General features: G+C 70.7%; 10 protein-coding genes and 2 pseudogenes. 4 read left to right on the forward strand and 8 right to left on the reverse strand.

The window, feature by feature from the left end:
- Positions 1-68: 68 nt before the first annotated feature.
- Positions 69-320: pseudogene (locus ABZX79_RS10650) on the reverse strand (hypothetical protein); the annotation flags it as partial.
- 19 nt (positions 321-339) lie between these two features.
- Complete coding sequence (locus ABZX79_RS10655; RefSeq protein ID WP_355254356.1) at positions 340-759, reverse strand: hypothetical protein; 420 nt, start codon at positions 757-759, stop codon at positions 340-342.
- Between the two features lie 180 nt (positions 760-939).
- Here ABZX79_RS10655 and ABZX79_RS10660 point away from each other — a divergent pair, with 180 nt between their 5' ends.
- The gene (locus ABZX79_RS10660; protein ID WP_355254358.1) at positions 940-2,793 is read left to right on the forward strand and encodes a PP2C family protein-serine/threonine phosphatase; all 1,854 of its coding nucleotides are present in this window, start codon (positions 940-942) and stop codon (positions 2,791-2,793) included.
- A gap of 32 nt (positions 2,794-2,825) precedes the next feature.
- Here ABZX79_RS10660 and menC read toward each other — a convergent pair whose 3' ends face one another.
- Positions 2,826-3,935 (reverse strand): o-succinylbenzoate synthase, encoded by a 1,110-nt coding sequence (gene menC, locus ABZX79_RS10665; RefSeq protein WP_355254360.1) that lies wholly within the window; start codon positions 3,933-3,935, stop codon positions 2,826-2,828.
- Entirely contained in the window at positions 3,932-4,729 is a 798-nt protein-coding gene (locus tag ABZX79_RS10670) for a chorismate synthase (RefSeq protein WP_355254362.1), read from the reverse strand. The genes menC and ABZX79_RS10670 overlap by 4 nt, the downstream gene beginning before the upstream one ends.
- A gap of 67 nt (positions 4,730-4,796) precedes the next feature.
- Here ABZX79_RS10670 and ABZX79_RS10675 point away from each other — a divergent pair, with 67 nt between their 5' ends.
- Entirely contained in the window at positions 4,797-6,314 is a 1,518-nt protein-coding gene (locus tag ABZX79_RS10675; protein WP_355254364.1) for a helix-turn-helix domain-containing protein, read from the forward strand.
- On the opposite strand, the gene dapE is transcribed toward ABZX79_RS10675, so the two are convergent.
- The 3 genes from dapE to ABZX79_RS10690 form a co-directional block, all read right to left on the reverse strand.
- Positions 6,292-7,338, reverse strand: a complete 1,047-nt coding sequence (gene dapE, locus ABZX79_RS10680) for a succinyl-diaminopimelate desuccinylase (protein WP_355254366.1) — start codon at positions 7,336-7,338, stop codon at positions 6,292-6,294. The two genes, ABZX79_RS10675 and dapE, sit on opposite strands and share 23 nt — an antisense overlap.
- Positions 7,335-8,756: an amino acid permease gene (locus ABZX79_RS10685; protein ID WP_355254368.1), complete on the reverse strand. Its 1,422-nt coding sequence runs from the start codon at positions 8,754-8,756 to the stop codon at positions 7,335-7,337. The genes dapE and ABZX79_RS10685 overlap by 4 nt, the downstream gene beginning before the upstream one ends.
- 91 nt (positions 8,757-8,847) lie before the next feature.
- On the reverse strand, positions 8,848-9,285 hold the full coding sequence (locus ABZX79_RS10690) for a protein-tyrosine phosphatase family protein (protein WP_355254370.1): 438 nt from the start codon (positions 9,283-9,285) through the stop codon (positions 8,848-8,850).
- Positions 9,286-9,464: 179 nt separating this feature from the next.
- On the opposite strand from ABZX79_RS10690, the gene ABZX79_RS10695 reads away from it, so the two are divergent.
- Positions 9,465-9,743, forward strand: coding sequence for a chaplin (locus ABZX79_RS10695; RefSeq protein ID WP_355254372.1), 279 nt, complete (start codon positions 9,465-9,467; stop codon positions 9,741-9,743).
- 181 nt (positions 9,744-9,924) lie between these two features.
- Entirely contained in the window at positions 9,925-11,379 is a 1,455-nt protein-coding gene (locus ABZX79_RS10700; RefSeq protein ID WP_355254374.1) for a glyceraldehyde-3-phosphate dehydrogenase, read from the forward strand.
- 90 nt (positions 11,380-11,469) lie between these two features.
- Here the strand turns inward: ABZX79_RS10700 and ABZX79_RS10705 are convergent.
- Positions 11,470-12,265, reverse strand: a pseudogene (locus ABZX79_RS10705) (VOC family protein).
- Positions 12,266-12,285 lie beyond the last annotated feature (20 nt).

The following is a 12,285-nucleotide window of genomic DNA, read 5'->3' on the forward strand; positions in this document are numbered from 1 at the left end:
GCTGCCTTCCCACGAGCCGGGCCCGCTGGACGGTCCTGTAGTCGGTGCGGCGTACGAGCCGGCCCTCCGACCGGCAGGCCCCGCCGGCGCAGCATCTGGCGGCCGGGTTCGCCCCAGACCCGGACCGCCAGGCCGTACTCCCCGGCCAACGCCACGGTCGGATCCATGATGTCGTCGCGTCCGCCGTCGGCCAGACCGGTCTCGACCTCGTCGAGGCGCGCGGCGGTGTCGCAGACCAGCGTGAGGTGGATGCCGAACGGGATCCGGGGCCGGTCGCGGAGCAGCCGCATGGCATGCAGTGCCCATGGACACGGGGCCATAAACCTGCGGCCCGCAGCGTCACCGCGTCGCCGCGGGGGCGTGGACGGTGCCGCTGTGGCTGATGGTCAGGGGCGGGCTGCACGCGCCGTGCGGCAGCTCGGGCGAGGTGATGCGTACGCGGTACGGTCCCTCGGGCAGCTCCGGCACCACGACGGACGCCCGCAGCGCGCGCGGGTCCACCTGTGAGGCCAGTACCGCGGCCTCGGACCACTTCCCCTGCTCGGTCCTGCGCTCCAGCAGGACGCAGCACGGATATCCGATGCCTCCCGTTATCCGCCAGCTGATCTGCCGTCGCTCGACCCAGTTCCAGCACTCCCCTCCGGTGGGCGCCCGTACGAGCAACGCTTCAGAGGCCGGTTCGGGTGAGGCGGTACGGGGCGGGAACAACGTGTCGGTTGCCCGCTTCAGTTGAGCTCTGGCCAGCGCGATCCAGCGCATTCTCTTCCTTCCGTGTCGCATCAGCGTCATCTTCCGATTTGGGTATTTCCGTCCGAAAAGAGAACAACACGGGACTAAAGCCCCGCCCGGCAGGGACCTTCGTCACCAGTCGGCCGGGTAGCGGTGAGCGTTCGCGTGTGTCCGGGGCGGAACCTACGATCGAGGTGAACGGATCTTGACGTGCGACGCCGGGAGGTCATCACCGTGAACCTGCCCGACCTCCCCGACCTCCCCGACCTCCCCGGCCCCGGCCCCGGCCTCCCCGGTGTGCCGGACCTGCCCCACGACGTGGAGTCACTCAAGTCGCTCATCGAGCGCGAGATCGCGGCGTTGCGCGCGGACGTACGGCGTAAAACGGAGGCATGCCTGCCGCTCTCGACCGCCCTCACCCAGGCGTCGCCCATCAGCAGCCGGTCACTGGAGACCTTCACCTCCGGAAGACCGGAGCCGGCGAGCGACAGTCGGGCCGAGGTGGGCGCGGAGGGCGAAGTTTCCGGTGAAGGCTGCCCGAACGGAGTGCCCGGCCACGACCCGTGGGCCTGCCTGTGCTCCAGCATGTCGGCCATCCCGGTCTCGGCGGCGCTGCTCGACCCGGTCCAGGACGAGACCGGCGAGATCACGGACTTCGTCATTCGCGCCGGCAACCACGTCCGCTCCGCGCAATGGCTCGAAGCACCGGACAGCCAGGTGGGGCAGCGGTTCCTGGAGGCCCGGCCCGGCGCCGCGACGAGCGGGCTGCTGGCGGCGCTGACCGCGGTGTTCAAGTCCGGGCGCGCCCTCAACGGACTGACCGTGGACTACACCGAGGAGCGGCACGGCCGACTGCGCCGGGCCCCACTCCTCTACTACGCCGCCTCCTGCGGCTACCAACTGCTGACCACCTGGCTCCCCGCCCGCAGCCAGGCCGAGAGCCTGACCCTCGACGCCCAGCACATCGCCTCGATGGGCTGGGGGCACTGGGACCTGCTCTCCGGCTCCGTCGACTGGTCGGAGGGGCTGCACCGCATCTTCCGTACGGACCCGAGCATGCCGTGGTCCCTGACGGAACTCTGCGACGCGGTCCTGCCCGGCGAGGTGCCGGCGCTGGCCGAACTGATCAGTGCTGTCCTCGCCGGAGAGGAACCTTCCTGGACCCGCATCCGCTTCCGTGTCTTCGGCGAAGTACGCACCCTGGATCTGCTCGGCAGACCCGTCGCGGGAACCGACGGCCGCCCGTGGGCCGTGCACCTCGTGGCGCGCGACCTGACACCACAGATGCGCAGCCGGCGCCGCCTCGCCGAGACCCAGCGCGAGACGCAGGCGCTGCGCCAGCAGGCCGAGGCGGAGCGGCGTATCGCGTCCGTCATGCGCGAGGCACTCCTGCCGACGCACTCAGCCGAGCTCGCCGAGCTGGGGCTGACCGTGGCCGCCGCCTACCTGCCCGCCGAGCCCGACGCGGCTGTCGGCGGCGACTGGTACAAGTGCAGGCGCCTGCCGGACGGGCGGGTACTGGTCGCCATCGGAGACGCGGTGGGGCACGGGCTGGACGCCGTGGCCCGGATGGCCCAGCAGCGCCACGCTCTCGCCGGCCTCGCCCAGACGGGCGCCTCGGCCGGTGAGATGGCGACGTGGCTGAACGAGCTCGTGTGCAGTGATCCGACAGCGCTGACCGCGACCATGATCACCGGACATATCGACCACGACCATGTCCTGCGCTGGGCGTGCGCCGGTCATCCGCCCCCACTGCTGCGGCGCGGGGACGAGGTGTCCCCTCTCCCCTCGGACCACTTGGGCCCCCTGCTCGGCCTGATGCCCGGGTACGCGTACGAGACCGCGCCGGTGCCGCTGTACAGCGGCGACCTGCTGCTCCTCTACACCGACGGCGTGGTCGAACGCCGGGGCGAAGACATCACCGTGGGCATCACCAACCTCAGCCGGAGCCTGTCGGGGAACGCGGGGCTTTCGCCCGAGGAAACCCTCGACCGGATCATTACCGATTACACGCGCACGGCTCACGACGACGACGCCTGCCTGCTCGCCGTCCAGGTCGACTGAGCGAGTGGGCCGCGCGGATCGCCCACGTCACCTCACCCGCCCCACAGCGTCTGCCGAGCGCGCGTGAAGCGCCGCAGGGCGTCCGGCAGCGGCTCGATGCCGATGCCGGGCCCCGTCGGCACGGGCAGGTAACCGTCCTGGAGGACGAACGGCTCGGTGATGTCCTCGGCGAAGTACCGGGACGAGGCGGAGGTGTCCCCGGGAAGGGTGAAGCCGGGCAGGGCGGCCAGCGCGAGGTTGGCGGAGCGGCCGATTCCGGTCTCCAGCATGCCGCCGCACCAGACGGGCACACCGTGCGCGGTGGACACGTCGTGGATACGGCGGGCTTCGAGATAGCCGCCGACCCTGGCCGGCTTCACGTTCACGACCCGCGCCGCGCCCATCGCGATGGCGGCCGCCGCGTCGCGCGCGCAGTGGATCGACTCGTCGAGGCAGACCGGTGTCGCGATGCGCTCCTGGAGGCGGGCGTGGGCGTACAGATCGTCCTCGTCCAGTGGCTCCTCGATGAGGAGCAGCCCGAACTCGTCGAGCCCGCGCAGGTGTTCGGCGTCCGCGAGGGAGTAGGCGGTGTTGGCGTCGACCTGGAGCGGGAGAGCGTCTCCGAACCGCTCGCGCACGGCCCGTACCGGCTCGACGTCCCAACCAGGTTCGATCTTGAGCTTGATACGGCGATAGCCCTCCCCGAGATACCTCGCCACGTCGTCGAGCAGCGCCGGTACAGACTCCTTGATGCCGACCGAGACCCCCGCCGGCACCCGGTCGTGGACCGCCCCGAGGTACGTGGCGAGCGACATGCCGTGGGCGCGCAACTCGGCGTCCAGGACAGCCGTCTCCAGGGTGGCCTTGGCCAGCTGGTGCCCCTTGATCTTCGCGGTCGCGGGCGCCACCGCGGCCGCCGTGAGCCGGGGCAGCGCGGCGACGCGCGGGATCAGGAAGTCGCGCAGCACGATCTGCGCGCCGGCCACGAACTCCGAGCAGTACAGCGGCTCCGGGTCGGCCGCGAACTCCGACCAGCCCTCCGCCGCGTCCGTGACGACATGGAGGAGAAAGGTTTCCTTGCTCGTCATCGTCCCGAAGGAGGTACGGAAAGGAGTGACCAGCGGAATCGCCACATGCAGCAGCTCAACGTGTTCGATCTTCATGCGGTCGTGCCCTCCTCGGCGCTCACGGGGGTGAGCTGATACCAGCCGTCGCGTGACATCCCCGTCGCCGCGAAGCCCTCGGCGAAGGCCGTGGTGAACACCTCGCGCACCGCCCGCCGCCAGCCCAGCGCCTCGTCCGGCGCTTTGGCGCGCAGCGCCACGAAGTCGTCCGGCACCCGGCACCAGATCCGGTCGCCGGTACGGACGGCGAGTGGCCCGCCGTCGGGCGCGTCGCGCAGGACAGTCGCTCCCGTACGCTCCTCGGCCGTCGCCGCGTCGTGCGAGCGTGGCGCGCGCAGGTCCCAGACGGCGGTGAGCCGGTCACTCTCGTCGCCGTCGTTCACGCCGTCCGCCATCGGGCCGTAGAAGTCGATCTCGTACTCGGGGGCGACTGCGCCCAGCTTCACCAGGTTGAAGCGGGCGTTCCGGCCGATCAGCGGGTCGAAGGTCCAGCGCATGGTGTGCGCGCCGCTCCCCAGCGCCCACTCGCGCTGGGCCTGCTTGAGAGCGAAACCCGTGCCACGGTCGGAGGCGCCGGCCGCCGCCACGAAGGAGTACACGGACCGCTCGGCGGGCGGCCCGAAGACAGCGGCCGTCGCGCCGGCGAGCCGTTCCGTGTCGTTGACGTCATACGCCGCGTGCACGGCGCCGCCCGCGTGGACAATGCTCTGCAGGACTTCCGCCGGGTACGGGGGATTCGCCGGCGGCGTCTGCCACACCTCCGCGAAGAAGCGGCTCACCGCGCTGATGGCGGACACATCGGCCGTGCCGACGGTCCGGATCTCGATCGTCATGCCACCGAGTCTCGACGCCTGACCCCGCCCCCGTATTGTGAGATCGGCCAAGAAGGGGGAGTACAGAATGGAAAACTGCACACTCGGGCAGTTGCTCGACGCACTCGGCGAGTCGAGCCTGAGCGTCGTCGCCCCGCCGCCCGCCGGGCTCACGGCGCCCGTGAGCGAGGTGCTGCTGTACGACGCCCAGGCCCCGGTCCCGCGCACACCGGGCGGACTTCTGCTCGCCGTGGGAGTGCGGGCCGAGGACGCGCCGTACGCGGCGGCCGCCGAGGCGGGCTGCACGGCAGTCGTCGTACGCGGCCGGGCGCACCCCGCGCCCGGCATCGGCGTACTGACCGTCGACCCGAACGTCTCCTGGCACCGCCTGCACCTCCAGCTGGCCTCCGCCCTCGGCGCGGCCGCGGGCGGCGCCGCGCACGGCGACCTCTTCGCCCTCGCCGGCGCGCTCGCCGCGGCCATCGGCGGCGCGACCGTCATCGAGGACCCGGCCCAGCGGGTCCTCGCGTACTCGGCGCTCCAGACGCAGCCCGTCGACGAGGACAGGCGCCAGGGCATCCTCGGCCGGCAGGTCCCGGGCAGCCCCGAGAACAGTGAGCAGTACCGGATCGTCTTCGCCGCCCCGGGCGCCGTGCGACTGCCGGCCATCCGCGGGCAGTCGGGACGGCTCGCGCTCGCCGTACGCGCCGGCGGCGAGACACTCGGCTCGATCTGGGTCGTGGACGACGGACAACTCGCCGAGGGCGCCGAGGAGTTGCTGGAGCGCGGCGCCGCCACCGCCGCCCTGCACCTGTTGCGGGCGCGCGCCGCGGAGGAGCTGGCCCGTCACCAGTACGGCGATCTGCTGCGCCGCGTCCTCGACGGCACGGCCGACGCGGCGGGCGCGGCCCGCACCCTTGGGTTCGGTGAGAGCGAGCCGGTACGGGTGGCGTCCTTCGCGGCGGCCGGGCAGTTCGCCCCGGCCGCCGGGGAGCAGACCGCGCTGCGGCTCCTCGATCTCGTACGGCTCCAGTGCGAGGCCCGCTACGGGCGGCGCGCGTGCGTCCTGCTCGGCGGCACGGTCTATGCCCTGCTGCCGGACGGCCCGGGCCAGAAGCGGTTCGCCGAGGACGTGAGCGCCCGGGCCGGGCAGGCTCTGCGGATCGCGGTCCGGGCCGCGCTCGGCCCGGCCGTCCCCGGGCTCGCGAAGGCCGGCGCCTCACGGTCCGACGCCGACCTCGCGCTGCGGGTGACCGAGGACGCGGTCGCCGCCGCCGACGAGCTTCGCGCCCGCATCCTCCTCCACCGCCTCACCGAACTGCTGCGCGATCGCGAGGAGTTGAACGCGGGCCCCTGGCGGGACGTCCTGGCGTACGACCGCGAACACGGCACCGACTACGCCCGTACGCTCATCGCCTACCTCGACGCGGGCTGCGACATGGCGCGCGCGGCGGCGCTCCTCGCCGTCCATCCCAACACCTGCCGCTACCGCCTCAAACAGGCCAGGGACCACCTCGCACTCGACCTCGACGACCCCGACGAGCGACTGGTGCTGTGGCTTCAGCTCCGTACCCTCGCGGGACTCAGGGGCTCAGCCACCGCGTGAGCGTCGCCTCGCACGCACGGAGCTGTGCGACCGGCACGAACTCCCCGGCGGTGTGCGCGAGCGTCGGATCGCCGGGGCCGTAGTTCAGGGCGGGAATGCCCAGCTCGGTGAAGCGCGCGACATCCGTCCAGCCCAGCTTGGGGCGGGGTTCGACGTCCAGCGCCTCGGTCAGGGTCGTCGTGGCGGGCATGGCGCCCGGCGCGACGTCCGTCACCTTCAGCTCGTACTCGGGAAAGAGGCCGCGCACGTACGCCTCGGCCCGGTAAGCCGAACGGCTCGGCGCGAAGCGGTGGTTGACGGTGACCACGCACTCGTCCGGGACGACATTGTCGGCGACCCCGGAGCGTACGGCGACGGCGTTCAGCCCTTCGCGGTACACCAGGCCCCCGATCACCACCTCCGCGCTGACGTGCTCGTCGAGCCGCCGCAGCAGTGCGGCCGCCTTGTGGGCGGCGTTGACGCCCATCCAGGAACGCGCCGTGTGCGCCCGCTCTCCCCGTACCGTGATCTCGGCCGTCAGCGTCCCCTGACAGCCCGCCTCGATGCCCGCGTCGCTCGGCTCCATGAGGACCGCCGAGTCGGCGACGAGGAGTTCGGGCCGCTCGGCGAGGATGCGGGCGAGGCCGTTGCGGTCGCTGACGATCTCCTCGCACTCGTAGAAGACGAAGGTGACATCGCGTACGGGCCGGGTCAGCCGCGCGGCGAGACGAAGGGCGACGGCGACACCGCCCTTCATGTCACACGCCCCGAGGCCGTACACCTTGTCGTCCACCAGCCGCGACGGGAGATTGCCGTTGACCGGGACGGTGTCCAAGTGCCCGGCGATGACGACCCGTTCGGGCCGACCGCACGTCGTACGCGCCACGACCGAGTGGCCGATCCGGTCGACGGTGAGGTGGCCGAGGGCGAGGAGAGACGCTTCGACGGCGTCCGCGAGCACGCCCTCGCGGCCGCTCTCGGAGGGGATGTCGACCAACGAGCGGGTCAGTGCCACGACATCGGCGGTCAGGTCGAGAGTGGTCATCGGGGCCCGTCCTTCGCGATCGTTGTCTCCAGGACTGGAGTCTCCAGGATGGTCGTCTCCAGCTTCGAACGGCGGATTCCGTAACAGAAGTAGATCCCCAGGCCGACCGCCATCCACAGGCCGAAAGCGGCCCAGGTGTCCGCGCCGAGACTGGCCATCGTGTACGCGCAACACGCCGTGCCGAGGACCGGAAGGACCGGCCCCCACGGAACGCGGAACGTGCGCGGCATGTCCGGCCGGCGCCTGCGCAGCACGACGACGGCGATGTTGACCAGGCCGAACGCGAACAGGGTGCCGATGGAGGTCGCGTCGGCGAGGCTGCCGAGCGGGACGAGCGCGGCGAGCAGTGCGATGAACCCGGACACCATGAGGGTGTTGGCGCGGGGCACGCCGGTCCGCCGGTGGACACGGCTGAAGAGCGACGGAACGAGGCCGTCGCGGGACATGGCGTACAGGATGCGGGTCTGCCCGTACAGGACGGCGAGCACGACACTGGTGGTCGCGACGACCGCGCCGAACGACAGCAGGACCGGCCACAGCGTGCCGCCGCCGACCGCCTGGACGAGGACCTTGCTGAGCGTGGCCTCCGTACCCTCGAACGCCTGCCACTTCATCGCGCCGAGCGCGGCGACGGCGACCAGGACGTACAGGACGGTGATCAGGACGAGCGAAAGGATGATCGCGCGCGGCAGGTCCCGCTGCGGGTTCTTCGCCTCGTCACCGGCCGTGGAGGCGGCGTCGAAGCCGATGTACGAGAAGAACAGAGTGGCCGCGCCCGCGCTCATGCCGGCCGCGCCGAGCGGGAAGAGCGGCTGGAAGTTCCCCGCCCGGAACGCCGTGAACGCGACCGCGCAGAAGAGGATCAGGGCGCCGCATTTGATGCCCACCATGACCGTGTTGACGCGAGCGCTCTCGCGGGCGCCGCCGAGCAGGGCGGCCGTGGCGAGGAGGACCACCGCGGCGGCGGGGAGGTTGACCGGGCCGGTGTCGGGGAGGGACAGGCCGACGGTGAGTTCAAGGAGCTCGTTGACGTACTGACCCCAGCCCACCGCCACCGCCGCGACGGAGACGCCGTACTCCAGGATCAGACACCAGCCGCAGATCCAGGCGACGAGCTCGCCGAGGGTGGCGTAGGTGTAGCTGTACGACGATCCGGCGTTCGGGATCATGCCGGCCAGCTCGGCGTAGGAGAGGGCGGAGAAGAGCGCTGTGAGCCCGGCGAGGACGAAGGACACGACGATCGCCGGACCGGCCAGCGGGACCGCCTCGCCGAGCACGACGAAAATGCCGGTGCCGAGCGTCGCCCCGATGCTCAGCGTGGTGAGCTGCCACAGGCCCATGGTGCGGCGCAGGGGACCGCTCTCGTCGGCGGTCCCGGATATGTGTTGGCGTCGTATGAGGCGTGCTCTTGTCTGCATGCGCAGATGATGAGGAAGGCGCGGGCACGGATGTTCGCCGTACGCGCCAAAAACCCCGGCCGCCCTTTGGCCGTATCGCCAAAGAGTGCGACTACCCGTCGTCGCCGAAGCGCCGGACGAAGCGCTTCTGCCAGGGCGTCTCCACCGCGCGCGGGTGGTAGTGCTGACGGGCGTACGTCACAGCCTCGTCCGCAGGCACCCCGTCCAGCACGGCCAGGCACGCCAGCGCCGTCCCCGTACGCCCGCGACCGCCGCCGCAGGCGATCTCCACGCGCTCGGCGGCTGCCCGCCGCAAGGCTTCCTGGAGTACGTCCCGTGCCTGGCGGCGGTCGTGCGGAAGCCGGAAGTCCGGCCAGCGCAGCCATTGGGCTTCCCATGGGGTCGGGGGCGGCTGCTTGCCCAGGAGGTACACGGCGAAGGACGGGGCCGGCCCCGGGGGAAGCGGATGACGCAGCCCCCGGCCGCGAACGAGCAGGCCGGAGGGCAACTTCATGACTTCGGCGTCGGACGAGCACCACTTCTCGGTCATGTGAGCACTCTATTGACGGCCGGAGCGACGTCCATGGCGCCCCTGTCTGCGTCTGCTTGCGCGCATGTGCGTGAACATCCGCGTCCGTCCGGGTGGGAACGCGTAGCTGACCATGCGTCAGGGGGCACGTGTCCTGGGGGCGCGCACGAGCGTGCCCAATCCTTCTCTAGGAGAGCCACATGCGTATCCGTACCGCGATCGCCGCCACCGCCCTGGCCGCCGCCGCCGTCCTCGGCGGCGCGGGCTCCGCCATGGCCGACGCCTACGCCGAGGGCAAGGCGAAGCACTCGCCCGGTGTCCTCTCGGGCAACCTCATCCAGATTCCGGTCCACGCCCCGATCAACATCTGCGGTAACAGCGTCAACATCATCGGCTTGCTCAACCCGGCCGACGGCAACGACTGCGTCAACATCGACAAGGAGTCACCGCGCCACAAGGAGTCGCCGCGCTACAAGTAGTCACCGCGCCGCACGTAGTCACCGCGCCGCCCGGCCACGCTCAGAGCGCGGCCGGGCGGCGGCTGTGTTCGCGGAGCCCGTGCCGGCGGCTCGCCCTGCGCTCGCCCTGATGCCCCCGATTGAATGATCAAAGTAGCGGGGGGTTAGCATATGAGCGCCGCCTAGCTCGAAAGATAAACCTGTGACTGTCAATGATGACTCGTTCACCAACTGGAAAAACCGCGAGGAGATCGCGGAGTCGATGATCCCCATCATCGGGAAGCTGCACCGGGAGCGGGACGTCACGGTCCTGCTTCACAGCCGCTCCTTGGTGAACAAGTCGGTCGTCAGCATCCTCAAGACCCACCGATTCGCCCGGCAGATGGCCGGCGGGGAACTCTCGGTCACCGAGACTCTGCCGTTCCTGCAGGTTCTCACCACGCTCGATCTCGGCCCTTCCCAGATCGACATCGGCATGCTCGCCGCGACGTACAAGACCGACGACCGCGGTCTCTCGGTGGAGGAGTTCACCGCCGAGGCCGTCGCCGGCGCCACGGGTGCCAACAAGATCGAGCGCTGCGAGTCGCGCGACGTCGTCCTCTACGGCTTCGGCCGCATCGGCCGCCTCGTCGCCCGCCTGCTCATCGAGAAGGCCGGCTCCGGCAACGGACTGCGCCTGCGCGCCATCGTCGTCCGCGGGGGCGGCGGCCGGGCCGTCGAGGATCTGGTCAAGCGGGCCTCGCTGCTGCGCCGCGACTCCATCCACGGTCAGTTCCAGGGCACGATCACCGTCGACGAGGCGAACAGCAAGATTATCGCCAACGGCAACGAGATCAAGGTGATCTACGCCAACGACCCGTCGGAGGTCGACTACACGGCGTACGGCATCAAGGACGCCATCCTCATCGACAACACCGGCAAGTGGCGCGACCGCGAGGGCCTGTCGAAGCACCTGCGCCCCGGCATCGACAAGGTCGTCCTGACCGCGCCGGGCAAGGGCGACGTCCCCAACATCGTGCACGGTGTCAACCACGACACGATCAAGCCGGACGAGCAGATCCTGTCCTGCGCGTCCTGCACCACCAACGCGATCGTCCCGCCGCTGAAGGCGATGGCGGACGAGTACGGTGTGCTGCGCGGCCACGTGGAGACCGTCCACTCGTTCACCAATGACCAGAACCTGCTGGACAACTACCACAAGGCCGACCGTCGCGGCCGCTCCGCGCCGCTCAACATGGTCATCACCGAGACCGGCGCCGCCTCCGCGGTCGCCAAGGCGCTGCCCGATCTCAAGGCGCCGATCACCGGCAGCTCGATCCGCGTCCCGGTGCCGGACGTCTCGATCGCGATCCTCAGTCTGCGGCTCGGCCGCGAGACCACCCGCGAGGAGGTCCTCGACTACCTCCGCGACGTGTCGCTGACCTCGCCGCTCAAGCGCCAGATCGACTTCACCAGCGCCCCCGACGCGGTCTCGAGCGACTTCATCGGCTCGCGCCACTCCTCGATCGTCGACGCAGGCGCCACGAAGGTCGAGGGCGACGACGCGATCCTCTACCTGTGGTACGACAACGAGTTCGGCTACTCCTGCCAGGTCATCCGCGTCGTCCAGCACGTATCCGGGGTGGAGTACCCGACCTACCCGGCCCCGGCGGTCTGACCGCGAACCCTGGCCCCGACCGCCGCGTACCGGCGGTCGGGGCCACGGGCATGGTTCGAGGTCCAGGGGGCCGGCGGCCAGGGGCTGAAGTCAGGCAGCCGACATCTTCGGCATCTCGCCCTTCGTCGTCTTCATGTCGATCACGGCGAACGCGGCGCCCTGCGGATCGGTCAGCGCCGCGAACCGGCCGAACGGGCTGTCCATCGGCCCGAAGTGCAGCTCGCCGCCGCGCTCGGTCGCCTTCGACACCGCCACGTCGCAGTCCTCGACGGTGAAGTACACCTGGATGTACGGCGGGATCTCCGGCGGGAACTCGTCCGTCATCTTCATCCTCCCCAGGACGGTGTCGTCGCCGACGTTGAACACCTTGAAGTCCATGGCGTCGTCCTCCATCCGCTGCACGCTGTAGGGGAAGACGGCGGGGAAGAAGGCGTCCGACTTCTCCGGGGCGCGCGTGAAGACCTCGGCCCAGGCGTACGCCCCCGGCTCGCCGCGCTTCTCGAAGCCCTCGTGCTTGCCCGCCTGCCAGACACTGAACGTGGCACCGCTGGGATCCTTCGCGATCAGCATGGAGCCGAAGTCGCCGACCTCCATCGGCTCCATCACCACCTCTCCGCCGTTGTCACGGACCTTGCGGGCGGTGGCGGCGACATCCGGCGAAGCGAGGTACAGACACCAGGCCGACTGGCTGTCCTGGCCGGGCATCGGCGGGACGACGGCCGCCACCGCCTTGCCGTCCGAGTACGCCTGCGTGTAGTTGCCGTACTCCGCCGTACTCTCACCGAAGGTCCAGCCCAGCACGTCGCCGTAGAAACTCTTGGCGCCCTCCACATCGGTGAACATCGCGTCGGCCCAGCACGGGGGTGCCCTCTGGTAGCGCCGCCATGGCTTCGCTCTCTCCTGCTC

Origin of the sequence: Streptomyces sp. NPDC002994, assembly GCF_040611155.1 — a bacterium.
Classification (GTDB): Bacteria; Actinomycetota; Actinomycetes; order Streptomycetales; family Streptomycetaceae; genus Streptomyces.

What these genes read in the sequence shown, in the direction of transcription:
- ABZX79_RS10655 (WP_355254356.1), bottom strand. Translation starts at nt 759, where the DNA reads ATGCGCTGGATCGCGCTGGCCAGAGCTCAACTGAAGCGGGCAACCGAC.
- menC (WP_355254360.1), bottom strand. Translation starts at nt 3,935, where the DNA reads ATGAAGATCGAACACGTTGAGCTGCTGCATGTGGCGATTCCGCTGGTC.
- ABZX79_RS10670 (WP_355254362.1), bottom strand. Translation starts at nt 4,729, where the DNA reads ATGACGATCGAGATCCGGACCGTCGGCACGGCCGATGTGTCCGCCATC.
- ABZX79_RS10675 (WP_355254364.1), top strand. Translation starts at nt 4,797, where the DNA reads ATGGAAAACTGCACACTCGGGCAGTTGCTCGACGCACTCGGCGAGTCG.
- dapE (WP_355254366.1), bottom strand. Translation starts at nt 7,338, where the DNA reads ATGACCACTCTCGACCTGACCGCCGATGTCGTGGCACTGACCCGCTCG.
- ABZX79_RS10685 (WP_355254368.1), bottom strand. Translation starts at nt 8,756, where the DNA reads ATGCAGACAAGAGCACGCCTCATACGACGCCAACACATATCCGGGACC.
- ABZX79_RS10690 (WP_355254370.1), bottom strand. Translation starts at nt 9,285, where the DNA reads ATGACCGAGAAGTGGTGCTCGTCCGACGCCGAAGTCATGAAGTTGCCC.
- ABZX79_RS10695 (WP_355254372.1), top strand. Translation starts at nt 9,465, where the DNA reads ATGCGTATCCGTACCGCGATCGCCGCCACCGCCCTGGCCGCCGCCGCC.